This window comes from Pseudomonas imperatae (assembly GCF_057128625.1).
In genome coordinates this window covers 39,928-62,607 of the sequence record NZ_JBSKHP010000005.1, presented here as the reverse complement: position 1 = coordinate 62,607, position 22,680 = coordinate 39,928, and the positions used below count along the sequence as shown (strand labels likewise).

General features: G+C 66.5%; 17 protein-coding genes. 3 read left to right on the top strand and 14 right to left on the bottom strand.

Annotation, left to right across the window (positions count from 1 at the left end):
- The first annotated feature begins 13 nt into the window (after positions 1-13).
- Positions 14-1,327, top strand: a complete 1,314-nt coding sequence (locus tag ACWKWX_RS08300; protein ID WP_483827473.1) for a c-type cytochrome — start codon at positions 14-16, stop codon at positions 1,325-1,327.
- A gap of 272 nt (positions 1,328-1,599) precedes the next feature.
- Here ACWKWX_RS08300 and ACWKWX_RS08295 read toward each other — a convergent pair whose 3' ends face one another.
- The 11 genes from ACWKWX_RS08295 to ACWKWX_RS08245 all read right to left on the bottom strand — a co-directional run bounded on the left by ACWKWX_RS08295 (position 1,600) and on the right by ACWKWX_RS08245 (position 16,813).
- On the bottom strand, positions 1,600-3,198 hold the full coding sequence (locus ACWKWX_RS08295) for an ABC transporter ATP-binding protein (protein WP_483827472.1): 1,599 nt from the start codon (positions 3,196-3,198) through the stop codon (positions 1,600-1,602).
- 2 nt (positions 3,199-3,200) lie between these two features.
- Positions 3,201-4,223: an ABC transporter permease gene (locus tag ACWKWX_RS08290; RefSeq protein ID WP_483827471.1), complete on the bottom strand. Its 1,023-nt coding sequence runs from the start codon at positions 4,221-4,223 to the stop codon at positions 3,201-3,203.
- Positions 4,223-5,287, bottom strand: a complete 1,065-nt coding sequence (locus tag ACWKWX_RS08285; protein ID WP_416423552.1) for a microcin C ABC transporter permease YejB — start codon at positions 5,285-5,287, stop codon at positions 4,223-4,225. Before ACWKWX_RS08285 ends, ACWKWX_RS08290 begins: the two co-directional genes overlap by 1 nt.
- Before the next feature lies 1 nt (position 5,288).
- Complete coding sequence (locus ACWKWX_RS08280) at positions 5,289-7,151, bottom strand: extracellular solute-binding protein (protein WP_483827470.1); 1,863 nt, start codon at positions 7,149-7,151, stop codon at positions 5,289-5,291.
- Positions 7,152-7,277: 126 nt separating this feature from the next.
- Entirely contained in the window at positions 7,278-9,977 is a 2,700-nt protein-coding gene (locus ACWKWX_RS08275) for a TonB-dependent receptor (RefSeq protein ID WP_483827469.1), read from the bottom strand.
- A 205-nt stretch (positions 9,978-10,182) separates the two neighbouring features.
- The gene (locus ACWKWX_RS08270) at positions 10,183-10,584 is read right to left on the bottom strand and encodes an ExbD/TolR family protein (protein ID WP_416423555.1); all 402 of its coding nucleotides are present in this window, start codon (positions 10,582-10,584) and stop codon (positions 10,183-10,185) included.
- A gap of 1 nt (position 10,585) precedes the next feature.
- Positions 10,586-11,272 carry a MotA/TolQ/ExbB proton channel family protein gene (locus tag ACWKWX_RS08265; protein ID WP_416427576.1) on the bottom strand — a complete coding sequence of 229 codons (687 nt, stop codon included), beginning with the start codon at positions 11,270-11,272 and terminating at the stop codon, positions 10,586-10,588.
- 60 nt (positions 11,273-11,332) lie between these two features.
- Positions 11,333-12,145, bottom strand: coding sequence for an energy transducer TonB (locus tag ACWKWX_RS08260; RefSeq protein ID WP_483827468.1), 813 nt, complete (start codon positions 12,143-12,145; stop codon positions 11,333-11,335).
- A 656-nt stretch (positions 12,146-12,801) separates the two neighbouring features.
- Entirely contained in the window at positions 12,802-14,136 is a 1,335-nt protein-coding gene (locus ACWKWX_RS08255; protein ID WP_416423557.1) for a TldD/PmbA family protein, read from the bottom strand.
- Positions 14,136-15,575, bottom strand: a complete 1,440-nt coding sequence (locus tag ACWKWX_RS08250) for a TldD/PmbA family protein (protein ID WP_416423558.1) — start codon at positions 15,573-15,575, stop codon at positions 14,136-14,138. The genes ACWKWX_RS08255 and ACWKWX_RS08250 overlap by 1 nt, the downstream gene beginning before the upstream one ends.
- A 287-nt stretch (positions 15,576-15,862) precedes the next feature.
- Entirely contained in the window at positions 15,863-16,813 is a 951-nt protein-coding gene (locus ACWKWX_RS08245; RefSeq protein WP_483827467.1) for a LysR family transcriptional regulator, read from the bottom strand.
- Positions 16,814-16,899: 86 nt separating this feature from the next.
- On the opposite strand from ACWKWX_RS08245, the gene ACWKWX_RS08240 reads away from it, so the two are divergent.
- Positions 16,900-17,952 (top strand): Gfo/Idh/MocA family protein, encoded by a 1,053-nt coding sequence (locus ACWKWX_RS08240; protein ID WP_483827466.1) that lies wholly within the window; start codon positions 16,900-16,902, stop codon positions 17,950-17,952.
- Positions 17,953-18,006: 54 nt separating this feature from the next.
- Entirely contained in the window at positions 18,007-18,939 is a 933-nt protein-coding gene (locus ACWKWX_RS08235) for an AEC family transporter (protein ID WP_483827465.1), read from the top strand.
- A gap of 1 nt (position 18,940) precedes the next feature.
- On the opposite strand, the gene rarD is transcribed toward ACWKWX_RS08235, so the two are convergent.
- The 3 genes from rarD to ACWKWX_RS08220 all read right to left on the bottom strand — a co-directional run bounded on the left by rarD (position 18,941) and on the right by ACWKWX_RS08220 (position 22,618).
- Positions 18,941-19,828 (bottom strand): EamA family transporter RarD, encoded by an 888-nt coding sequence (gene rarD / locus ACWKWX_RS08230; RefSeq protein ID WP_416423562.1) that lies wholly within the window; start codon positions 19,826-19,828, stop codon positions 18,941-18,943.
- Between the two features lie 128 nt (positions 19,829-19,956).
- Positions 19,957-21,495, bottom strand: a complete 1,539-nt coding sequence (locus tag ACWKWX_RS08225; protein WP_483827464.1) for an EAL domain-containing protein — start codon at positions 21,493-21,495, stop codon at positions 19,957-19,959.
- A gap of 193 nt (positions 21,496-21,688) precedes the next feature.
- The gene (locus ACWKWX_RS08220; RefSeq protein ID WP_416423564.1) at positions 21,689-22,618 is read right to left on the bottom strand and encodes a LysR family transcriptional regulator; all 930 of its coding nucleotides are present in this window, start codon (positions 22,616-22,618) and stop codon (positions 21,689-21,691) included.
- Positions 22,619-22,680: the final 62 nt, after the last annotated feature.

Sequence of the window (22,680 nt, the reverse complement as noted above, 5' to 3'; positions counted from 1 at the left end):
CCGGGAGCTATCGATGAAAAAATTCCTCATGGCGGTACTACCGCTGGTGGCCAGCCTGGGTGCCCAGGCCGCCGAACAATCCCCCGACGCGGCGCTGATCAGCCGTGGCGAATACCTGGCCCACGCCGCCGACTGCACTGCCTGCCACACCGCGCCCAAGGGCAAGGCGTTCGGCGGCGGCTACCCGGTGGGCACGCCGTTCGGCGTGATCTACGGCACCAACATCTCCTCGGACAAGGAGCACGGCATCGGCAACTGGACTGATGACCAGTTCGTCGCCGCGGTGCGTGACGGCGTGGGCAAGGACGGCGAACAGCTGTACCCGGCCATGCCCTACGACTCCTTCACCAAGATGTCGCGCGACGACGTGCTGGCCATCAAGGCCTACCTGATGTCGCTGCCACCGGTGGCCGAGGCGTCGCCCAAGACCGACCTGCCGTTCCCGTTCAACCAGCGCTGGGGCATGACGTTCTGGAAGTTCTTCAACTTCAAGGCCGGCGAGCTCAAGCCTGACCCGAGCCAGACTGCCCAGTGGAACCAGGGCCGTTACCTGGTGGAAGCCCTGGCGCACTGCGGCACCTGCCATACGCCGCGCAACCTGACCATGGGCATGGACACCAAGAAGCCGTTCGCCGGTGGCGACCTGGGCAGCTTCGTGGCCTACAACATCACCCCGGACAAGGTCGCCGGCATCGGCAACTGGACTCAGGCCGAACTGGTCACCTACCTCAAGACAGGTCACGTCGACGGTCGTGCCACGGCGTCCGGGCCCATGGCCGAGGCCATCGAGCACAGCCTGCAGTACCTGCCCGACACTGACCTGACGGCCATCGCCACCTACCTGCAGTCGGTGCCGGCCATTGCCGATGACAAGCAGCCAGGCTCGCGGTCGAGCTTCGGCAAGCCGAGCGAGGGCTACGTCGACATGCGCGGCCAGAGCCCGGCGATCCTCGCCCAGGACCCGGCCCGTGCGTTGTTCATGGGCAACTGCGCCACCTGCCACGGCGCCAAGGGCCAGGGCGCGGGCAGCGGCTTCGGCGCCTACCCGGCGCTGTTCAACCACACCACCACCGGTGCGGCGGACGCCAAGAACGTGGTCTCGGTGATCCTGGGTTCGGTGAACCGCAAGATGGAGAAGGGCGAAATCCTGATGCCATCCTTCGCCGAAGACCTGACGGACGAGCAGGTGGCCCAGGTCACCAACTACGTCTTCACCCAGTTCGGCAACCCGGCGGCGGCGACCGTCGACGCCAAGCAGGTGGCCAAGCTGCGCAAGGACCAGGGGCTGCCTAACCCGCCGCTGGTGCTGCAGGGCGACAAGCTGTAAGTCACAAGCCTGCAAAAACCGAAGGCCGCCCCCGAAAAGGGGCGGCCTTTTTCATTCCCGCGCCTAGCCCCCGTAGCAGCTGCCGCCAGGCGGCGTCTGGGACGCGGCCTGCGGCCGCTGCTACGGTCGATCGCGTCGTCTGCATCGCGACTAAAGTCGGCTCCTACAGCGTTCGTGGTAGGAGCCGGCCTTGGCCGCGATGCAGGCGACGCGATTTATGCGGTATACGCATTCGCGGTACACGCGGTTTGCCTGGTGCAGCGCGGCCGCTGCTACGCGATTTGCGGTGTGCGTTTGTGAAGGCTGGAGGCCTTGAGCAGCTCCTGGGTGTAGGCGTGCCGGGGGTCGGCGAAGACGCGCCGGGCCGGGCCTTGCTCTACCACGCGGCCGTGGCGGATCACCATCAGGTCATGGGCCAGGGCCTGCACCACCGCCAGGTCGTGGCTGATGAACAGGTAGGTCAGGCCATGGCGCAGCTGCAGGCTGCGCAGCAGCTCGATGATCTGCTTCTGCACGGTGCGGTCGAGCGCCGAGGTGGGTTCGTCCAGCAGGATCAGCGCCGGTTCCAGCACCAGGGCGCGGGCGATGGCGATGCGCTGGCGCTGGCCGCCGGAGAATTCGTGCGGGTAGCGGTGGCGGGTGGCCGGGTCCAGGCCCACTTCCTCCAGCACGCGGATCACCGCCGCCTCCTGCTCGGCCGGGGTGCCGATGCCATGGGTCTCCAGGCCCTCGGCGATGATCTGCTGCACTGACATGCGCGGGCTGAGGCTGGCGAACGGGTCCTGGAAGACGATCTGCATCTGCCGCCGCAACGGCCGCATCAGGCGCTGGCTGTGCAGGGTCAGTTCCTTGTTGCCCAGGCGGATGCTGCCCTGGCATTCCACCAGCCGCAATATCGCCTGGCCCAGGGTGGACTTGCCCGAGCCCGACTCGCCGACGATGCCCAGGGTCTTGCCCTTGAGCAGCTTGAAACTCACCCCGTCCACCGCCTTGATGTAGTCGCGCTGGCGGCTGAACAGCGGCTTGGGCAGCGGGAACCACACCCGCACATCGTCCACTTCCAGCAGGTACTGGTCGAACATCACCGGCACTGGCCGGCCGTCGGGCTCGGCGTCGATCAACTGGCGGCTGTAGGGATGGGCAGGGCGCTCGAACAGGGTCTTGCAGTCAGCTTCCTCGACGATCTCGCCACCGCGCATCACGCACACCCGCTGGGCCACGCGCCGCACCAGGTTGAGGTCGTGGCTGATCAGCAGCAGCGACATGCCCAGGCGCGCCTGCAGCGAGCGCAAAAGCTCCATGATCTTCTGCTGCACGGTCACGTCCAGCGCCGTGGTCGGCTCGTCGGCAATCAGCAGGTCCGGCTCGTTGGCCAGGGCCATGGCGATCATGATGCGCTGGCGCTGGCCGCCGGACAGCTGGTGCGGGTAGGCCTTGAGGCGCTTGGCAGGTTCAGTGATGCCCACCAGTTCCAAAAGCTCCAGCACCCGCGCCCGCGCTGCGCGGCCGGCCAGGCCCTTGTGCACCGCCAGTACCTCGCCGATCTGCTTCTCCACGGTGTGCAGCGGGTTCAGCGAGGTCATGGGTTCCTGGAAGATCATGGCGATGCGGTTGCCGCGCAGGCTGCGCAGCTGCTTGTCGCTGGCGCCCACCAGTTCCTCGCCGTTGAAGCGGATGCTGCCGCCGGTGTTGACGCTCTTGCCCGGCAGCAGGCGCAGGATCGAGTGCGCCGTCACCGACTTGCCCGAGCCGGACTCGCCCACCAGCGCCAGGCACTCGCCGCGGCGGATGTCCAGGTCGATGCCGTGCACCACTTCGCGCTCGCCGAAAGCCACGCTCAGGTGGCGGATTTCAATCAGGTTGTCGGTCATGCTCAGGTCCTTGGGTCGAACGCGTCACGGCAGGCCTCGCCGATGAACACCAGCAGCGAAAGAATCAGCGCCAGGGCGCAGAAGGCGGTGATGCCCAGCCAGGGCGCCTCGAGGTTCTGCTTGGCCTCGCCCACCAGCTCGCCCAGCGAGGCGCTGCCGGCGGGCATGCCGAAGCCCAGGAAGTCCAGGGCGGTGAGGGTGGAGATGGCGCCGGTGACGATGAAGGGCAGGTAGGTGAGGGTGCTGGTCATGGCGTTGGGCAGGATGTGCCGGCGCATCAGCGCGCCGTCGGTCACGCCCAGGGCGCGGGCGGCTTTCACGTACTCCAGGCTGCGGCCGCGCAGGAATTCGGCGCGCACCACGTCCACCAGCGCCAACCAGGAGAACAGCGCCATGATCCCCAGCAGCCACCAGAAGCCGGGGGCGACGAAGCCGGAGAGGATGATCAGCAGGTACAACACCGGCAGCCCCGACCAGATCTCCTGCAGGCGCTGGCCGATCAGGTCCACCCAGCCGCCATAGAAGCCCTGCACGGCGCCGGCGCAGACGCCGATCAGGGTGCTGACCACGGTCAGTATCAGCGCAAACAGAATCGACACCCGCGCCCCATACAGCGCTCGCGCCAGCACGTCGCGGGCCTGCTGGTCGGTGCCCAGCCAGTTGTCGCGCGTGGGCGGGCTGGGCGAGGGCTGGCTGAGGTCGTAGTTCACCGACTGGTCGCTGAACGGAATTGGCGGGAACAGCATCCAGCCGCCCTTGGCGCTGATCAGGTCGCGCACGTACTGGCTGCTGTAGTCGGGCTCGAACGGCAGTTGGCCGCCGAAATCGGTCTCCTGGTATTCATGCAGGATGGGGTAGTACATCTTGCCCTGGTAGTGGATCAGCAGCGGCTTGTCGTTGGCCAGCAACTCGCTGCACAGGCACGTCAGCAGCAGCGCGATGAATAGCCACAGCGACCACCAGCCACGGCGGTTGGCCTTGAACGCGGCCAGGCGGCGCTGGCCCAAAGGGGAGATCCGGAACATCAGGCAGTCCTCGCGGAGAAGTCGATGCGCGGGTCGACCAGGGTGTAGCACAGGTCGCCCAGCAGCTTGATCAACAGGCCGAACAGGGTGAACAGGAACAGCGTGCCGAACACCACCGGGTAGTCGCGCGACACGGCGGCGTCGTAGCTCATGCGGCCGATGCCGTCGAGGTTGAAGATGGTCTCGATCAGCAGCGAGCCGGCGAAGAACACGTCGATCAGCGCCTGGGGAATGCCCGCCAGCACCAGCAGCATGGCGTTGCGGAACACGTGGCCGTAGAGCATGCGCTGCTCGGTAAGGCCCTTGGCCCGCGCCGTGGTTACGTACTGGCGGCTGATCTCGTTGAGGAAACTGTTCTTGGTGAGAATGGTGAGCGTGGCGAAGCCGCCGATCACCAGGGCGCTGACCGGCAGCACCAGGTGCCACAGGTAGTCGCCGACCTTGCCCAGGGTGGACAGCTGGTCGAAGTTGCTCGACACCAGGCCCTGCACCGGGAACCAGTTGACGTAGCTGCCGCCGGCAAAGACCACGATCAGCAGGATGGCGAACAGAAACGCCGGCATGGCGTAGCCGATGATGATCGCGGTGCTGGTCCACACGTCGAAGCGCGTGCCGTGGTGCACCGCCTTGCGGATGCCCAGGGGAATGGAGATCAGGTAGGTGATCAGCGTCGCCCACAGCCCCAGGGACAGGGTGGTGGGCAGCTTCTGGGCGATCAGCTCGGTCACCGGCGCGCCACGGAAGAAGCTCGTGCCGAAGTCCAGGTGGGCGTAGTTCTTCAGCATCAACCACAGGCGCGCGTGCATGGGCTGGTCGAAGCCGTAGTGGTGCTTGATCTCCTCGATCAGCGCCGGGTCCAGGCCGCGGCTGGAGCGGCTGCCGCCACCCCCGGCGCTTTCCCCGCCACCGCCGCCCACGCCGTGGCCGCCGGCGCCCTGCAGGCGGGCGATGGCCTGTTCCACCGGGCCGCCGGGCGCGGCCTGGACGATGACGAAATTGACCACCAGGATGCACAGCAGGGTGGGAATGATCAGCAGCAGCCGCCGACAGATATAGCGCAGCATCTCAGTGCTCCTCGGAATTGCGCGCCAGTGCGCTCATTTGCAGGGTGGTGAGGGGCGTGGGGCTGACCTGCCACCAGGTGTCCAGGCCGACGTCGTAGGTGGGCGCGACCTTGGGCCTGCCGAAGCGGTTGAGGAACACCGTGGGCGTGCCTTCGCTGTAGTAGTTCTGGATCGAGTAGTAACCCCACTGCAGCACTCGGTCCAGGGCGCGGGCGTAGTGCACCATGTCGTCGCGGGTGGTGGCCTTGACCAGGCCGTCGATCAGGCTGTCCACCGCCGGGTCGCGCAGCACCATGAAGTTCGAGCTGCCCGGCTGGGTGGCGCTGGCGCTGCCGTACAAGCTGTACAGCTCGCGCCCGGGGGAAATGATCGGGTCGCCGCTGCGAGGGAACTGCACCACGGTGAAGTCGTAGTCGCGGGCGTTCATCAGGTTGTTGTACTGGCCAGGGTCGATGCGCCGCAGTTCCAGGTCGATGCCGATCTGCGCCAGGCTGCGCTTCATCGGCAGCAGCAGGCGGTCGAAGCCGCCCTGGCCATCGAGGAAGGTGAATTTCAGCTGCTCGCCCTGGGCGTTGACCAGGCGGTTATGCACGGGGTGCCAGCCGGCCTCGGCCAGCAGTTTCAGTGCCTGCAACTGCTGCGGGCGGATGTTGCCGCTGCCGTCGGTGCGCGGCGAGTGGTAGACCTGGGTGAACACCTCGTCCGGCACCTTGCCGCGCAGCGGTTCCAGGATCGCCAGCTCCTGGGCGTCGGGCAGCTGGGTGGCGGCCAGGTCGCTGTTCGGGAAGTAGCTGTCCTGGCGGGTGTAGAAACTGCGCATGATCTGCCGGTTGGCCCAGTCGAAATCCCACAGCAGGGTCAGCGCCTGGCGCACCCGGCGGTCCTTGAACACCGGCCGCTCCAGGTTGAAGACGAAGCCCTGGGCGCCCTTGGGCTGCGCGGGGGCGAGGATCTGCCGTTGCAGGCGGCCGTCGTCGAGCACCGGGCTCTGGTAGCCCACCACGTAGCCGCCCGAGGAGAACTCGCGGTTGTAGTCGTAGGCCTGGGCCTGCAGCAGTTGCCGGGCGATCTCGGTGTCGGCGTAGAAATTCACCGTCAGGCTGTCGAAGTTGTACATGCCGCGGCTCACCGGCAGGTCGCGGGCCCACCAGTCCTTGTTGCGTTCGAAGGTGATGCTGCGGCCCGGGTCGACCTTGGTCACCCGGTAGGGGCCGCTGCCCAGGGGCGGGGTGAAGCCGCCGCCGCTGGCGAAGTCGTGGTCCTTCCAGTAGTGCTCGGGCAGCACGCGCATGGACGCCAGGTCCAGGGGCAGGGTGCGGTTGAGGTTGTTCTTGAAGTTGAAGCGCACCTGGCGCGGGCCTTCCACCACCACGTCCTGCACGTCGCCGTACAGCAGCCGGAAGCTCAGGCTGGCCTTGGTCATCAGCAGGTTGAAGGTGAAGGCCACGTCTTGGGCGGTGATGGCCGTGCCGTCGGCGAAAGTGGCCTTGGGGTTGAGGTAGAAGCGCATCCACAGGCCGTCGGGGTCGTGCTCCATTTTCTCGGCCACCAGGCCGTAGACGGTGTAGGGCTCGTCCAGCGAACGGTAGGCCAGCGGCGAGTACAGCCAGGTGTCGACCTGGACCACGCCGGTGCCCTGGTCCACGTAGGGCAGGATGTAGTTGAACTGGCCGATCTCCATGGACGAGCGGCTCAGGGACCCGCCCTTGGGCGCGTCGGCGTTCACGTAGTCGAAGTGCTGGAAGTTGGCCGGGTACCTGGGCGCGTCGCCGTACACGGTCATGGCGCTGACGGGCGCCGGGTGCGCCGGCAGGCTGGCCAGGCAGAACAGGCTGGCCAGCAGAAACTTGAGGGGCTGTGACATGCTTGGAATTCCTCGAACCGCGTTAACACAGGCCTGGAAAAAGCCCCCGGCGCGGAGGGACGCCGGGGGTGCGATATCGCAGGCGGATCGTGCCGGGGGCCGGAGCTCAGCCCCCGTCGATCCCGATCAGAAGTGGTAGGTCATGCGCGCGAACAGGGTGCGCCCCAACGGATCGGTGTAGCGCGGGTCATAGCCGCTCTGGAAGGTGTAGGCCTGGTTGGAGAACGGCGGGTCGCGGTCGAATACGTTCTTCACGCCCAGGTCCACGTCCAGCACCTTGCTGAAGGTGTAGCCGGCCGACAGGTCCCACAGCGAGTACGAGCTGACGCGGCTGTTGGTGGTGGGGTCGTAGTCGTTGTAGCCGGTGGTGAAGCGGTTGGTGACCGAGGCGCGGTAGGCGCCGAAGTTCCAGCTGCCGGTGATGTTGTGTTTCCAGCGTTGCGCCACCTGGTCGCCCTGGAAGTCGCCGACGCGGTCGGTGTAGGACCCGCCGATGGTCTGCTGGTAGTCGTAGCGGGTGACGTAGGTGCCGGTCAGGTCCAGGCCGAACTGGCCGATGGTGGTTTGCGGGAAGCGGTAGTTGAGGTTGACGTCGATGCCGCTGGTCTTCACGTTGCCCAGGTTGGCAAGGCCGGTGATGATGTGGTCGATGGAGCCGTCGGCGGCGCGCACGATGCGGTCGGCGTACTCGTCGGGGTGGGCGAACACTTCCGACTCGGGAAACTCCTCGATCTGCCCGGCGATCTTGATCCACCAGAAGTCCAGACCCATGGACAGGTTGCGCACTGGCTGGTAGACGAAGCCCAGGGTGACGTTGCGCGCGGTCTCGGGCTTGAGGTCCTGGTTGCCGCCGGTGCTGTTGAGGAATTGCTGGTTGCAGTCGCGGCCACCGTTGCCGCCCGGGCGCACCACGCCGCCGGCGCACAGGGTCGGGTCGTTGTAGTTGCCCTGGGTGAAGGTGGTGTAGGTGGGGTTGTTCAGCTCATACAGCGATGGGGCACGGAAGCCTTCGCTGTAGGCGCCGCGCATCACCAGTTCCTTGAACGGCTGGAAGCGGAAGGTGTACTTGGGGTTGGTGGTGCTGCCGAAGTCGCTGTACTTGTCGTGGCGGATCGCGGCACCCAGTTCCAGGCTGTCGATCACCGGCACGTTGATCTCGGCGTATTCGGCGCTGATGCTGCGCTCGCCCGACACCGAGCTGTTGGGGTCCACGCCCAGGCTGGACAGGTCACCGGCCCAGTCGGCCACCGACTCGTGGTATTTCTCCTTGCGGTACTCGCCGCCCAGGGCCAGGCCCACGGGGCCGGCGCCGAACCAGTCGCCGATCTCGCGGGTGACCTTGCCGTCCAGCGAGGCCACACGGCCGGTGGAGACGGCGTAGGCGCCGTGGTAGGCGTTGTCGTCGATGTACTGCTGGCCGGCCGCGCTCTGGGCGCCGAACGGGTTGAGCAGGCCGCTGTCCAGGCCGGCGGTCAGCGCCGAGTCGCTGACGTAGCCGCCGGTGACGCTGTTGACCACCCGGTTCTGGTTGTAGCCGGCGCCGACGTTGTAGTCCCAGCCGCCGACGCTGCCGTCGAAACTCAGCAGCAGGCGCTGGCTGGTGTTCTGGTCTTTCGATTCGCGGTCGCCGGCGGCGGTTTCACGCCAGTTCACGCCCACCGGTTGCGTGGGGTCGAGGGCGAAGCCGGTGGGCAGCGGGGTGATGCCGTTGCCGGGGTAGTAGGGCGAGCTGGGCGACAGGCTCAGGCCGGTGAGCGGCGCCGGAGCCACGGTGGTGCTGTTGTCGTTGCGGCTCCAGAAGTATTCGAGGTTGACGTTGTGGTCGTCGGCCAGCTTGCCGGTGGCCTTGCCGAAGAACGAGGTGGATTCGGTCTGCGGCAGCAGGTCGATGGAGTTGCGCGTGCTGTAGCGGCACACGCCGTTGCTGGCGATCAGGTTGGCGCCGCTGCAGGCGCTGCCCAGCGGGTTGGCGGCGTTGCCGTTCTGGCTGTAGTTGGCCGGGAAGGCGGTGCCGGAGGTGTTGTCCAGGCCGCGGCCGGGCACGTAGTCCTGGTCGAAGCTGCGGTCCTTGGCTTCCAGGTTCTGCTGGGTGCGGTAGTTGAACACGCCCATCACGTTGAAGCGGTCCTTGTCCAGGTCGCCGTAGCCCCAGCTGCCGCTCATGTCCTTGCTGCCGCCGCCACCGCTGTTGGTGGGGTCTTCGCCGCCCAGGGTGAGGGTGCCGTCGGTGAGCGATTTCTTGGTGATGAAGTTGATCACCCCGCCAATGGCGTCGGTGCCGTACAGCGCCGAGGCGCCGTCGCGCAGCACTTCCACGCGGTCGATGGCGGCGAACGGAATCATGTTCAGGTCCACCGCGCCGCCTTGGCTGTTGGTGCCGGACATGGCGTTGTTGGCCAGTCGGCGGCCGTTGAGCAGCACCAGGGTCTTGTTGGCGCCGATGCCACGCATGTCGGCGAAGCTGGCACCGCCGGTGGCGGCGCCCACGGAGCCGGCGGAGTTGCCGATGGAGTTGTTGCCCGTCACCCGCTGCATCAGCTCGGCGGTGGTGGTCACGCCCTGCTTCTCGAGGTCGGCGGCGCGCAGGATGGTCACCGGCACGGCCGTCTCGGCGTCGACCCGGCGGATGGCCGAGCCGGTCACTTCGACCTTCTGCAACTGGGTGGTGGCCGGCGCGACCACGGCGGCGGTACCGGCGTCATCGGTGGTTTCGGCTGCCTGCACGGTGCTCATGCCCATGGCCATCACGCACAGCGGCACCATGCTGCGCCGTTGCAGGGTGGCCGCCAGTGGTTTGAGGGTAAAACGTTGCAAACTCATCAACATGGTAATTTCCGACTTTTTCAGACGTTTAGTGAAATGGCCTTGTGAGCCCTCTTGTTCCGGATGGGTTATGCCGGCCCCGGACGAAACTCCTCTGCTTCAAGCCAGCCGCTCCCCTGCAGCGCCCAAAGGGGCACCGCACAGGTGTGGAACGACCGTTTACCGCAACGCCTGGCCGGGCTGTCTCATCCCCCGCCCGGCCGGCGTGTCACCGCGAGGTCATCACCGAGATTTTGGTGATGCCCGAGCGCTCGATGGAGGCCATGGCCTTGGCCACTTGCCCGTAGTTGACGCTGGTGTCGGCCTGCAACTGCACCCGGACTTCCGGGTCCTTGGCCTTCACGTCCGAGAGGCTTTTTTCCAGCAGCTCGGGGGCGATTTCGCTCTTGGCCAGGAAGAACTTGCCGTCCTGGTCGACGCTGACCACTACCGGGTCCTTTTTCTCGGCGGGGGCCACGGCGTCGGTCTTCGGCAGGTTGACCTTGATGGCGTTGGTCATCAGCGGCGCGGTGACGATGAACACCACCAGCAGCACCAGCATCACGTCCACCAGCGGCGTGACGTTCATTTCGCTGAGCACTTCGTCGCTGTCTTGGGTAGAGAAGGCCATGTCAGCTCGCCTCCTGCACGCGGGCGGCGTGCTTGTGGGCGATGGGCTCGCGGCTGACGGCGAAGGCGCTGCGCTGGGCCAGGCTGTCGAAGTCATGGGCGAAGTCGTCCATGTCGGCCATGGCCAGCTTCAGGCGGCGCAGGAAAAAGTTGTAGATCAGCACCGCCGGCACGGCGACGGCGATGCCCACGCCGGTGGCGATCAGCGCGTGGCCGATAGGCCCGGCCACGGTTTCCAGGCTGGCGGAACCGCTGGCACCGATGCTCTGCAGCGCCTCCATGATGCCCCACACGGTGCCGAACAGGCCGATGAAGGGCGCGGTGCTGCCGATACTGGCCAGAATCGCCTGGCCGGCTTCCAGGGCGCGGCGTTCCTTCTGGATCTGCTGGCGCAGGTTGCGCTCCAGGCGGTCCTGGCGGTTGATGGTGTGCGCCAGTTGCTGGGCGTTGCGCGGGTTGTCATCGCTGGCCATGGCTTCGAAGCCGCTGTTGGCGATGCGCGCCAGGGCGCCGGGGTACTGGGTGGAGTGCTCGGCGGCGGTGAGCAGGTCGGGGGCGGCCCAGAAGGCGCGGGTGAACTGCTTGTTCTGCGATTTCAGGCGCAGGTACTGGGCCGACTTGATCAGCAGCAGGCCCCAGCTGAGCACGGAGAACAACACCAGGGCCCAGAGCACGCCCGGGACGATCATTGCGGACATTGAAGCATTCATGATTTCTACCTCGCACAACGTGAATAGGGTTGAGTTCGTTTACTGCGGCAACTTGAAGTCGATGGTCTGGGTGGCGAAGCCTTCGATTGGCGTGTCGCCGCGCTTGGCCGGAATGAACTTCCAGTTGCGCACCGCTCCCACCGCCGCTTCATCGAGCTGCGGCTTGCCGCTGGATCTGGTGACCTCGACGCTGCCGGCGCGGCCGTTGGCCAGCACCTTGATGCGCAGCACCACCGTGCCTTCCCAGTTGCGGCGCAGGGCCAGCGACGGGTACTCGGGCGGCGGGTTGCCCAGGCTGGCCAGGCCGGAAATGGCCGCCGACTCTTTCACCGGGCCGGGCGCTGCCGCAGGCGCCGCCGGTGCCGGGGTGGGGCTGGGCGGCGCGCTCTGCGCAGGCGTCGGCGCCGGGGCCGGCGGGGTCGGTGGCGCAGGCTTTTTCAGCGGCTGCGGCTTGGGCACCGGCTTGGGCTTCTCGACCTTCTTCTCCACCGGCTTGGGCGGCGGTTTCACCGCGTCCGGGTCTTCCTCGGGCGCCGGTGGCGGCGGAGGGGGCGGCGGCGGTGGTGGTTCCGGCGGTGGCGGCTCGGGCGTGGGGGGCGTCGGGCTGGTGAGCTCCACGGTCATTTCCGGTACTTGCGGGGCAACTTCCGGCACGGGCGCCTTGGCCTGTTGCATCAGCCACCAGGCGCCACCGTGCAACAGCACGGACACCGCCACCAGTATCAGCACCTGTTGTTTCTTCAATATGCCCGGGCGCGACGTATTGGGCCGGAATGGAATACCGGGCCACGGCGTGGCGGGAACTATTGAAGTGGGCACCTGGGGTGGCTTCTTTTTTACCGCGTCATTCATCAAGTCTCCCTCGAATAAAAAGAAGGGCAAAGCGGTACCGCTCAAACATTTAATTAATGTTCGACTGTGGGCGGCGCAAGTAGGCGGTCATACTGAAGTCTGCCAGTACGTGTCAGAATTCAGTCTTCTGCAACTAAGTAGAGGTGGCTGTGTACGGTTTCATGACGCCTTCCTTTTTATCGTATGTACAAGGTTGTACGGGAATGTGGCTGAGCTAATACAGAGCAACCGCTGTGCCAGAACCTGCGCTGTAGAGCGTTTGGCGCCAATTTACACACACCATGTCGCATTCTTGTACGTTTGTTCCAGCACCAGGTCGCACGGGGTCCTGACGGGCAATCGAGCGGCCATCACTGGGCAAGTTTCGGGCTGCACGAGGCCGTGATCACGATGTGGGTTAAACATCGAATCGGCACGGTGCAGGGTATTAGTTGGGTGTGCACCAAACCGGCAAGTGCGGTTTTATTTGGTGCGTGCTTGAGGTGTTTATTTATTCAATAGTTAGGTCCCGGGTGGTGCTGAAGTGAAGTTGTAAAAAATAAAAGCCTGCGACCGTTAGTGAAAACAGTCTTTCAAGTTGGCGTCAGGCACACAGGCGAATAACAGTAATAAAAAGCCCCTGGGGCCAGGCATGGCCCCGGGGTCTACCGCACGGTCTACAGCGTGAGGGTGAAGCGCTCGATCAACGCGCCCGGCAGCAGCAGGGTCTGGGCGTCGCGTTGCGAGTAGGTGCTGGTGCTGATGCGCAGGCTCTGCTCGCGGGTCAGGGCCAGCAGGTTGGCGCCGAACAGGTCGTAGACGCTGTCATCGAAACGCATGGTGTCGATGGGCGCGACGATCTTGCCGTCTTCCACCCAGAAACTGGCGAAGCGGGTCATGCCGGTCATGCGCGCCAGGCCAATGTCGGAGTAGTTCAGGTACCACAGGTTGCCGATGTACAGGCCGGTGCCCAGCGCTTGTAGCACCTCGGCGCTGGGCAGGTCGCCGCCGGCCATCACCAGCGAGGAAGGCTTTTCATAGGTGTCGGCGCCGTTGGCTTCCAGGTGGTATTCCTGGGCCGAGCGCGAGCTGACCATTTGGCCCACCAGGTGGCCGTGCTCGATCAGCGCCTGGTCCTGGCGCAGGCTGCCTTCGCTGTTGAACAGCGGCTCAAGGCCGGTGGAGGCCATCTCACTGATGCTGACCTGGGGCGACAGGCTGGCGGTTTTCAGCTGCAGGGCCTGCAGCGGGCTGTGGCGGGTGGCCAGGGCGCGGGCGGAGAAGCCGTCCCATTGCAGCATGCCGATGATTTCTTCCACGGCGGCCGGCGCCAGGTAGGCGCGGTACTGGCCGGGCGCCAGGGTCTTGCGTGGCTTGCCCAGGTGCGCCAGTTGCTCGCGGCCCTGGGCGAATTGCGCGGCCAGTTCGTCGGCGTCCCATTCGCTGGCGGCGTAGGTGATCTTCACCGCCTCGCCGTTCTCATGGAACAGGCTGAAGTCCAGGCTGGCGCTGATCGCCACGTGCCAGCCGCGGCCACCCCAGGAACTGGCGAAGCCCCGGTACATCGGGCCGCCGGCGTAGATGCCGACCATGTCCAGGCCCTGGCTGAGCGCACCCACTTGCTCGATCAGCGCGTCGGCGCTGGGCAGGCTGCCCTCGGGCACGCGGTCGCTGGCGAACACCTGGTTGTCCAGTTGCAGGTACGGGTCGGGCGGCAGCACTTGCAGCAGCGCGCGCAGGCCAGCCAGGGCTTCGCCCAGGCGCTCGCGGTCGGTGGCCACGTCGCCGGTCAGGTTGAGGGTGTCGCTGGCATGGCGCTCGTTGTGGATCAGGCGCAGGGTGGCGTCGATCTGCAGCACCTGGCTGGCCTGGCGCACCTGGCCGTGGTTGAAGCGGATGAACTGCGAGTCCTCGGCGCTGAACCACAGCGAGAAATGCTCGCCGGCGGCCAGTTGGGTGTGCAGCCACTGTTCCAGCATGTCGAAGGAGCGACGGTAGAGAGTGTGGTTCATCACGCTTGCCCCCCGAACACGTCGATCTGCTTGAACACGCAGGGCGGCGACGCGTGCCCCACGGTGACCGCCTGGTTGGGTTCGCCCTTGCCGCAGTTGGGGGTGCCCATCACCTCGAAGGTGGAACGGTCGCCAACGGCGCTGAGGTTGCGCCAGAACTGCGAGGAAATGCCGCGGTAGTTGGGGTTCTTGACCACGCCGGCCAGCTCGCCGTTTTCGATCAGCTGGGCCCATTCACAGCCGAACTGGAACTTGTTGCGGGCCTGGTCGATGGACCAGGAGCGGTTGGTGGCCATGAGGATTCCGTGCTCGATGTTGCCGATCATCTGCGCCAGGCTCTGGTCGCCGGGCTCGACGTTGAGGTTGGCCATGCGGTCGATGGGCGGGCGGTTCCAGTCGCAGGCGCGGCTGTTGGCCACCCCGGCCAGGCCGCTGCGGGCCTGGGACAGGGCGCCGCCCAGGGGGCGCTTGAGCACCCCGGCTTCGATCAGCAGGTGCTTGTGCGCCGGCGTGCCTTCGTCGTCGTGGCTGTAGCTGGCCAGCTCGTCCGGCACTTGCGGGTCGAAGCTGACGTTGAGCAGCGGCGAGCCGTACTGGTAGCTGCCGAACATGTCCTGGGTGACGAAGCTGGTGCCGGCGTAGTTGCGCTCATCGCCCAGGATGCGGTCCAGCTCCAGCGGGTGGCCGATGGACTCGTGGATCTGCAGGATCATCTGGTCAGGCATCAGCAGCAGGTCGCGCGGGCCTTCCGGGGTGTTGGGCGCGGCCAGCAGTTGCAGGGCCTGGTCGGCCACCTGTTCGATCTGGCCAATGAAGCCCGACTCATGCACCAGCTCGCTGCCACCCTGGCGGGCGATGGCCCAGGTGCGGCGCTGGCTCTGCTGGCCGTCGAAGGCGGTCACGTCCAGTTCGGGGAAGAACAGCCGCTTGTGGCTGGCGATCTCGCTGCCGGTGCTGTCCACGTACAGCTGCTGGCTGTCGGTGATGCCCAGGCTGGCCGACCAGTTCACCAGGCGTTCGTGCTGCGGCACGCGCGCCGATTCGGCGCGCAGCACCTCCAGCCAGTGCCCGGCATCGGGCAGCGGCTGGTCGGCGGCCGGCGAGCTGTAGCGGGTGTGCACGGCGTTGCCCTGCAACGGCGGCAGGCTCAGCAGGGCGCGCTGGCCCATGGCGTGGGCCAGCAGCAGCGCCTGGTCGTAGGCGTGCTCCAGGCCTTTTTCGGTGAGGTCGCTGGTGGCGGCGAACGCTTCGTTGCCGTTGACCCGCACGCACAGCATCACGCCGCTGCTGCGGTGGCGGCGCGGTGGGTCGACGACGTTACGGGTGACCGACAGGCCCAGGCTGTCCTGGCGGACGTAGCGCAGGGAGTGGAAATGGCCCGCGTGGGCCTGGCTGAAGCGGGACAGCAACAACCTGATTGAGGACGGCACTTCGAACATAGATCCGACTTCCTGTTCTACCGCTTTTGGCGGAATTTCTGCACTGGTAATGGACAGGGTAGCTGCCCGTTGTTAGCAAATGGTGCATTGTGTGCACCTGCGGATCCAATGAAAAGGGGATCCTGACACCGCGGTCGAAAACCATTAGAAAGAAGTGTGCCAATTGTTGCACCTTCGTACCAGAATTGAATAAGAAGGCCATGAACCGGTGCTGTGGGAGCTGGCTTGCCAGCGAGCTTTTTTTGGGGGGGCCAACAGCTCGCTGGCAAGCCAGCTCCCACAAGAGCCTACGGCGTTGTGTGGATCATGAGGGTTTGCGGGCCCTGGGTGAGGGCTTCCTTGAGAAATTCGATACACACGCGAATCTTCTCCGACTCGCCGCCGCGCGCGGTGGTTACCGCCCACACGTCCGCCGGCTGGCGGTAGCCGGGCAGCACCTGCACCAGCTCGCCGGCCTTGAGGCTGGCGGCCACGTCCCACACCGAGGCCATGATGATGCCGTAGCCCTCGTGGGCCCACTGGCGCACCACGTCGCTGTGGTTGGAGGCCATGGGCCCGGTGACCTTCACGCTTTCCTCGCCGGCGCTGCCGTGCAGGCGCCATAGGCCGAAGCGCTGGTCGCGCTCGCGGAACAGCAGGCAGTCGTGCTGGGCCAGTTCGGCCAGGCTGCGCGGGCTGCCCATGCGTTCGATGTAGGCGGGGGCGGCGCAGAGGATGCGGTAGCTGCTGGTGATGCGGTGGGCGATCAGGTGCTGTTCCAGCACCTCGCCCACGCGGATGTCGATGTCGAAGTTCTCGGCGATCAGGTCGGCGCGCCGGTCCAGCAGTTCCAGCCACACCTCCAGCGCCGGGTAGCGCTGGCGCAGGCGCGCCATCACCGGCGCGATGTACTCGCGGCCCAGGCGCAGGCTGGTGCTGATGCGCAGGGCACCGCGCGGCTCGTTGCGCACCCCGGACAGCGCCTGCAGCATGTCGTCGACGTTGCCCAGCAGGGTCTGCGCCCAGGTGAAGGCGGTCTCGCCGTCGGCGGTGATGTTGACCCGGCGCGTGGTGCGCTGGAACAGCTTGACCCCCAGCGATGCCTCCAGCAGCGCGATGCGCTTGCTCAGGTGGGCCGGGGAGATGCCGCTCTCCTGGGCCGCCGTGACAAAACTGGCATGCCGGGCCACGCTGCAAAACAACTGCAGGTCGCGCAGGAAAGGTGCATTGTTCGCTAATTGCGCATTCTGAATCTTCATAATGGCCGATTATGTCCTGATCGCGATTGATTAAGCTATGGCCATTGCTCAGCCAGAATAATCCCCAAGAATAATCAGAGCCCCTTATGTCCCTTCTTCGCATTGCCGTAGCCGGCGCCGGTGCCATCGGCCACTTCCATATCGAACAGATCCAGGCCAGCCACGAATGCCAGCTGGCGGCCATTGTCGACCCGTCACCGGCCGCGGTGGAATTGGCGGCGCGCCTGCAGGTGCCGTTGTTCACCTCGCTGGAGGCGCTGTTCGCCGAGTTTCGTCCCGATGGCGTCATCCTCGCCACGCCCAACGCCTTGCACGTGCCCCAGGCCTTCGAGTGCCTGGCCGCGCGGGTGCCGGCGCTGATCGAGAAGCCGCTGGCGCACACCCTGGAGGAAGGCGAGCGGCTGTACGCGGCCAGTCGCGCCGCGGACACGCCGTTGCTGGTGGGCCATCACCGCGCCCACAGCCCGATCCTGGCCCAGGCCCGGCAAGTGATCGCCGATGGCCTGCTGGGCAACCTGGTGGCGGTGATGGGCACGGCGCTGTTCTACAAGCCCGATGAATACTTCGCCGCAGGCCCGTGGCGCACCCAGGTCGGCGGCGGGCCGATTTTGCTCAACCTGATCCACGAGATCGGCAACCTGCGCTCGCTGTGCGGCGAGATCGTCGCGGTGCAGGCCATGGCCTCCCACGCCACCCGCGGCTTCGAGGTGGAAGACACGGTGGCCATCAGCCTGCGCTTCGCCAGCGGCGCGCTGGGCAGTTTCCTGCTCTCGGACACCGCCGCCAGCCCGCGCAGCTGGGAGCAGACCAGCCAGGAGAACAAGACCTACAGCCACTACGGTGACGAGGACTGCTACGTGATCACCGGCACCTTCGGCCAGCTGTCGGTGCCCACCATGCGCCTCAAGCGCTACGGCAGCCCCGAGGACCGTTCGTGGTGGAAGCCATTCATCAGCGAACAACTGCGCCAGGACCGCGCCGACCCGCTGGCGCGCCAGCTGGCGCATTTCTGCCAGGTGATCCGCGGCCAGGCGCAGCCGCTGGTGAGCGTGCGCGACGGGTTGCAGAACCTGCGGGTGGTGGAAGCCATCGCCCAGGCGTGCCACAGTCATGAACAGGTCGACGTGCGCCAGGATTGATCGCGAGGCTCCCGTAGCAGCGGCCGCAGGCCGCGTCCAAAAGGAAACCAGTCGTTGCTAGACGTGCTCGCCATCACCGCACCGATCTTCATCATCGTCGCCCTGGGCTACCTGGCCACGGCGCTCAAGCTGCTGAGCCGCGAACAGGTGCGCGGCGTCGGCACCTTCGTCATTGTCTTCTGCCTGCCGGCGCTGGTGATCCGCGCGCTGGCCCAGCGGCCCATCAGCGAGGTCTTCAACTACCACTACCTGCTGGCCTACGGCCTGGCGTCGCTGGGCAGCTTCGCCGCCGGCTTTTTGGTCTTCCGCCGCTTGCGCCAGGCCAGCGTGGCCAACGCTGCCATCGCCGGCATGGGCATGTCGGTGTCCAACAGCGGCTTCATCGGCTACCCCATCGCCGCCATGGTCGCCGGGCCACCGGCGGTGGTGGCGCTGGCGCTGGGCATGGTCATCGAGAACCTGGTGATGATCCCGCTGGCGCTGGCCATGGCCGAGGCCGGGGAGCAGCAGGGCGGCTCGGCGCGGCGGGTGATGGTCGAAACCCTCAAGCGCCTGGGCCGCAACCCGCTGATCGTGTCGATCATCGTCGGCGGCGCGCTGTCGCTGGCACGTGTGCAGATCCCGGTGGCGCCGCTGAAGGTCATCGACATGCTGGCCCAGGCCTCGGCGCCGGCGGCGCTGTTCGTGATCGGCGGCGTGCTGTACGGCACCAAGGTGCGCGGGCAGCTCAACGAATTGGGGCTGATCGGCGCCGGCAAGCTGCTGGTGCACCCGCTGCTGCTGGGGTTGATGTTCTGGCTGCTGGCCGACGTGCCGGCGCCGATGATGCTGGCCGGCGTGGTGATCGCCAGCGCGCCGATGATGAGCGTCTACCCCATCCTGGGGCAGCGCTTCGGTTTGGAAGGGCGCTGCGCGGCGGCGCTGGTGCTGACCACGCTGGCGTCATTTCTGAGCATCAGCGCGGTGTTGCTGCTGGTGCACCCTTGAATTACATGCTGCGCCGCCGCGAACGCACCAGGTGCTTGAAGCCTTCGATGATCAGCACCACCACCGCCAGCCAGATCGGGATATAGGTCCACCACTGGTCACGTGCGATGCTTTCGCCCAGCAGCAGCGCCACGCCCACTAGCAGCACCGGTTCCACGTAGCTGAGCAGGCCGAACAGGCTGAACGGCAGGAGGCGGCTGGCCATGACGTAGGACACCAGCGCCAGGGCGCTGATCATGCCCAGCACCGGAATCAGGCCGTACAGGGCCGGGTGTTGGAGCATGTCGGCAGCCGACAGCGGGCCGGTGGTGACGAACCAGGTGGCCGGGATCATCATCAGGCACATGTCGGTCCACAGGCCGCCCAGGTGGTCGGTCTGGCATTTGCGCCGCAGCACGAAGTAGGCCGGGTAGCCGGACGCTACCAGCAGGGTCTCCCAGGCGAAGCTGCCGTGCACCCACAGTTCATGCCCTACGCCGCACAGGGCGAAGCCCACCGCCACCTTCTGCAGGTACGACAGCCGTTCGCCGTAGACCAGCCGCCCGGTCAGCACCATGGTCAGCGGCAGCAGGAAATAGCCCAGTGACACCGGCAGGCTGCGGCCATGCAGCGGCGCCCAGAGAAACAGCCACAGCTGCACGCCCAGCAGCGACGCGGTGCCGATGCTGCCCAGCAGCAGGATCGGCCGCTCGCGCATGCGCTTGAGCAGGCCCACGGCCAGCTTGAAGTCGCGGGTGATCAGCAGGAACATCGTCACGCAGGGCACGGTCAGCAGGATGCGCCAGCCGAAGATTTCTTCGCCGGTGAGCGGGGTGAGCAGCGAGGTATAGAAGTACATCACGGCGAACAGGCTGGACGCTGTGACGGACGAGATGATGCCTTTGGACAAGAGAGCCTCTGGAGCGCGGGGTGGAACGGGCAGGTAAGGCCGGCAATGATCTCATTGTGGGGCAGGGCGTGTCACCAAAATGGGGCGCGATGCCTCATTTTGTGGCGGGGCGCCGCCTGCGGCAGCTGCTACGGGGTTCGCAGGGTTTGCAGGAAGGCGTCGATGGGCATTGGTCTGCCGAACAGGTAGCCCTGCAGGAACTCCACCTGCCGCTGCACCAGGTACTCGCGCTGCACCTCGTCCTCCACGCCCTCGGCGACGATGCCCAGGTCGAGCTTGCCGGACAGTTCGATGATGCTGTCGACGATGTGCCCCGACAGCGCATCCTTGCCGATGGTGGCGACGAAGCTCTGGTCGATCTTCAGGTAGTCCACCTTGAACTCGCGCAGGTAGGCCAGGCTGGAGTGGCCGGTGCCGAAATCGTCGATGGCGATCATCACGCCCAGGTTGTGCAGGGCCTCGAACAGCTGGTGGGTGACGGCGCTGGGGCGGATCAATTCGCGTTCGGTCAGTTCCAGCACCAGGGTGATGCGCCCCGGTGGGAAGCCTTGCAGGAAGTCGCGGCAGTCGTCCAGCAGGGCCAGGTCCTGGCAGTGCTCGGCGCTGATGTTGATGCCCAGGTGGAAGTCGTCTTCCAGCAGCTCGGCGTGGGGGCGCAGGTCCTCGGCCACCTGGCGCATCAGGCGGCGGGTCATGGGCACGATCTGCCCCGAGTGCTCGGCGAAGGGAATGAACAGGTCCGGCGGCACCAGGCCTTCGCGCGGGTGCTGCCAGCGCATCAGCACCTCGGCGCCGGACCAGCGCCCGGTGAGGCTGCGCACCACCGGTTGGTAATAGGGCAGGAACTCGTCGGCCTCCAGCGCCCGGGCGATTTCCGCGCGGTGCGACTGCGGGCGGTTCAGCAGCCAGCGGCACAGGCCGCCGGCCAACACCCCGAGCAGCACCAGCAGGGCCAGCAGCAAGGGGTATTGCGCGCTGACCCAGCGCCAGGGCTCGCCGGCTGGGTAGCCGGTGCTCACGCTTAGCGGGTAGCGGCTGGAGTCCAGGTGCGTGGGTGCTACCGGGAACGCCGGCACGGGGGCGTCGTGCACCTGGCCGTCGGGGGCCAGCCAGCTGTTGCCCACCTGCAGCAGCACCGGCTGGTCGCGGCCGATCATGCGCAGGGCGTTGGCCAGGTGGTAGCCGTCCAGGGTCGCCAGGGCGGTCTGGTCGTCGTCGAAGGCGCGGTACACCAGCAGCGCGTGGCCGGGGGTGACCGGGTTGCCGTCCATCAGCCACAGGTGGCCGTCGACGTAGTCGCCGGGGTTGATGGGCTCGCTGAACTCGCCGAACAGCGAGCTGCAATACAGGTGGTCGTCGAGCGCCAGGTTGGTGGAGCGCACGAAAGGCCGGCGGGTGACCTGCTCGCGCAGGGCCAGGGTGGCGTCGGCGCAGGGCTGGCCAGCCAGGGGCAGCAGCGCGTTGGCGGATTCGGCAACGTTGTCCAGCATCAGGTCGAACTGCGCCAGGGCCTGCTCGGCGGTGTCCTGGGCGTTGGCCGCAAGGTCGCGCTCGGCTTGCCAATACAGGATGCCCAGGCCCAGTACCAGCGGCAGCGCCCCGGCAAGCCAAGGGGCCAGCAGGCGCAGGGGGCGGGGCGGGCGTGGCGTTTTGGCGAAGAACGGCATTGGGCGGCTGGAATCCTTTTAGGGCCGGGTGCCAAGCATGATAGCTGCTTTCCCTTGTGGGAGCTGGCTTGCCAGCGAGCTTTTATGGCCCCAACAACTCGCTGGCAAGCCAGCTCCCACAGGTTGTAGCAGCTGCCGCCAGGCTGCGTCGGTAACACCGCGGTGCCCGGAAGTGAATGCATAACAGTTGCTGTTACGGGGCGGGGCGCGCGGCGGTTGCCTTGGCTGTGAGCTGTTCGCGGCAGTAGTCGGCGAACAGCTGCGCGGGCTTGGTCAGTTGCCCGCGCTTGAGCCAGGCAGCCACCAGGCCGGAGCCGGTGACGTCCTCGACGATGTCCACGCACACCACCTTCTTGCCGTCGTAGGTGCATTCCGAGTGCGGGCGAGTGACCAGGATCGAGAAGCCGAAGCCCTGGCCGACCATGCCGCGGACCATCTCGATGGACGGCGAGCTGAAGGCGATGCGCGGGGTCAGGCCCAGCTCTTCGAACAGGCTGACGAAATAGGTACGGCTGGGCTGCACGTCGAGCAAAATCATCGGTTCGGTGGCCAGGTCGCGCAGTGACACTTGGGCCTGCTGGGCGAACCGGTGGTCGGCGGGCAGCAGGGCGTAGGGGCGCTGGGCCGGCATCAGCGGCTCGGTTTCGATGGTGCTGTCCAGGTCGTGCTTGTAGAGGATGGCCAGGTCGAAGCTGCCCGAGGTCAGGCCTTGCACCAGCTCCTGTTGTTCGCCGTCGCGGATACGGATCTCGACGCCTGGGTAGAGCGCGCTGAAGCCGGCGATCAGCTGCGGCAGGTACAGCGGCGCCACGGTCTCGAAGCAGCCGATGTCGATCTGCCCGGCCACCACGTCATTATCGGCCAGGGCGTTCTGCTCGAACTCGCGGGCCATGCGCAGCAGTTCCTGGGCCTTGCGGTAGAAGCGCGCGCCGCTGGGGGTGAGGGACACGCCCTGGGCGTGATGGCGGATCAGCAGTTGCACGCCGAAGCTGTCTTCCAGCGCCTTGATGGCGGTGGAGATCGACGGCTGGGCGATGTACAGCTTGCGCGACGCCTCGGCGACGCTGCCGTATTCGACGGTGGTGATGAAGTACTTCAGTTGACGCAGGTTGTAGGCAGCCACGGCGGACCTCGATGTTGGCAAGTGGCAGGCAACCAGCAAGTCGCGTACCACTGCTCCAGACC

Excerpts from the sequence above, each read along its gene's own strand:
- ACWKWX_RS08270 (WP_416423555.1), bottom strand. The coding sequence starts at position 10,584 with ATGGCCTTCTCTACCCAAGACAGCGACGAAGTGCTCAGCGAAATGAAC.
- ACWKWX_RS08275 (WP_483827469.1), bottom strand. The coding sequence starts at position 9,977 with ATGTTGATGAGTTTGCAACGTTTTACCCTCAAACCACTGGCGGCCACC.
- ACWKWX_RS08240 (WP_483827466.1), top strand. The coding sequence starts at position 16,900 with ATGTCCCTTCTTCGCATTGCCGTAGCCGGCGCCGGTGCCATCGGCCAC.
- ACWKWX_RS08255 (WP_416423557.1), bottom strand. The coding sequence starts at position 14,136 with ATGAACCACACTCTCTACCGTCGCTCCTTCGACATGCTGGAACAGTGG.
- ACWKWX_RS08290 (WP_483827471.1), bottom strand. The coding sequence starts at position 4,223 with ATGTTCCGGATCTCCCCTTTGGGCCAGCGCCGCCTGGCCGCGTTCAAG.
- ACWKWX_RS08225 (WP_483827464.1), bottom strand. The coding sequence starts at position 21,495 with ATGCCGTTCTTCGCCAAAACGCCACGCCCGCCCCGCCCCCTGCGCCTG.
- ACWKWX_RS08245 (WP_483827467.1), bottom strand. The coding sequence starts at position 16,813 with ATGAAGATTCAGAATGCGCAATTAGCGAACAATGCACCTTTCCTGCGC.
- ACWKWX_RS08280 (WP_483827470.1), bottom strand. The coding sequence starts at position 7,151 with ATGTCACAGCCCCTCAAGTTTCTGCTGGCCAGCCTGTTCTGCCTGGCC.
- ACWKWX_RS08285 (WP_416423552.1), bottom strand. The coding sequence starts at position 5,287 with ATGCTGCGCTATATCTGTCGGCGGCTGCTGCTGATCATTCCCACCCTG.
- ACWKWX_RS08295 (WP_483827472.1), bottom strand. The coding sequence starts at position 3,198 with ATGACCGACAACCTGATTGAAATCCGCCACCTGAGCGTGGCTTTCGGC.
- ACWKWX_RS08265 (WP_416427576.1), bottom strand. The coding sequence starts at position 11,272 with ATGATCGTCCCGGGCGTGCTCTGGGCCCTGGTGTTGTTCTCCGTGCTC.
- ACWKWX_RS08250 (WP_416423558.1), bottom strand. The coding sequence starts at position 15,575 with ATGTTCGAAGTGCCGTCCTCAATCAGGTTGTTGCTGTCCCGCTTCAGC.
- ACWKWX_RS08260 (WP_483827468.1), bottom strand. The coding sequence starts at position 12,145 with ATGAATGACGCGGTAAAAAAGAAGCCACCCCAGGTGCCCACTTCAATA.
- ACWKWX_RS08300 (WP_483827473.1), top strand. The coding sequence starts at position 14 with ATGAAAAAATTCCTCATGGCGGTACTACCGCTGGTGGCCAGCCTGGGT.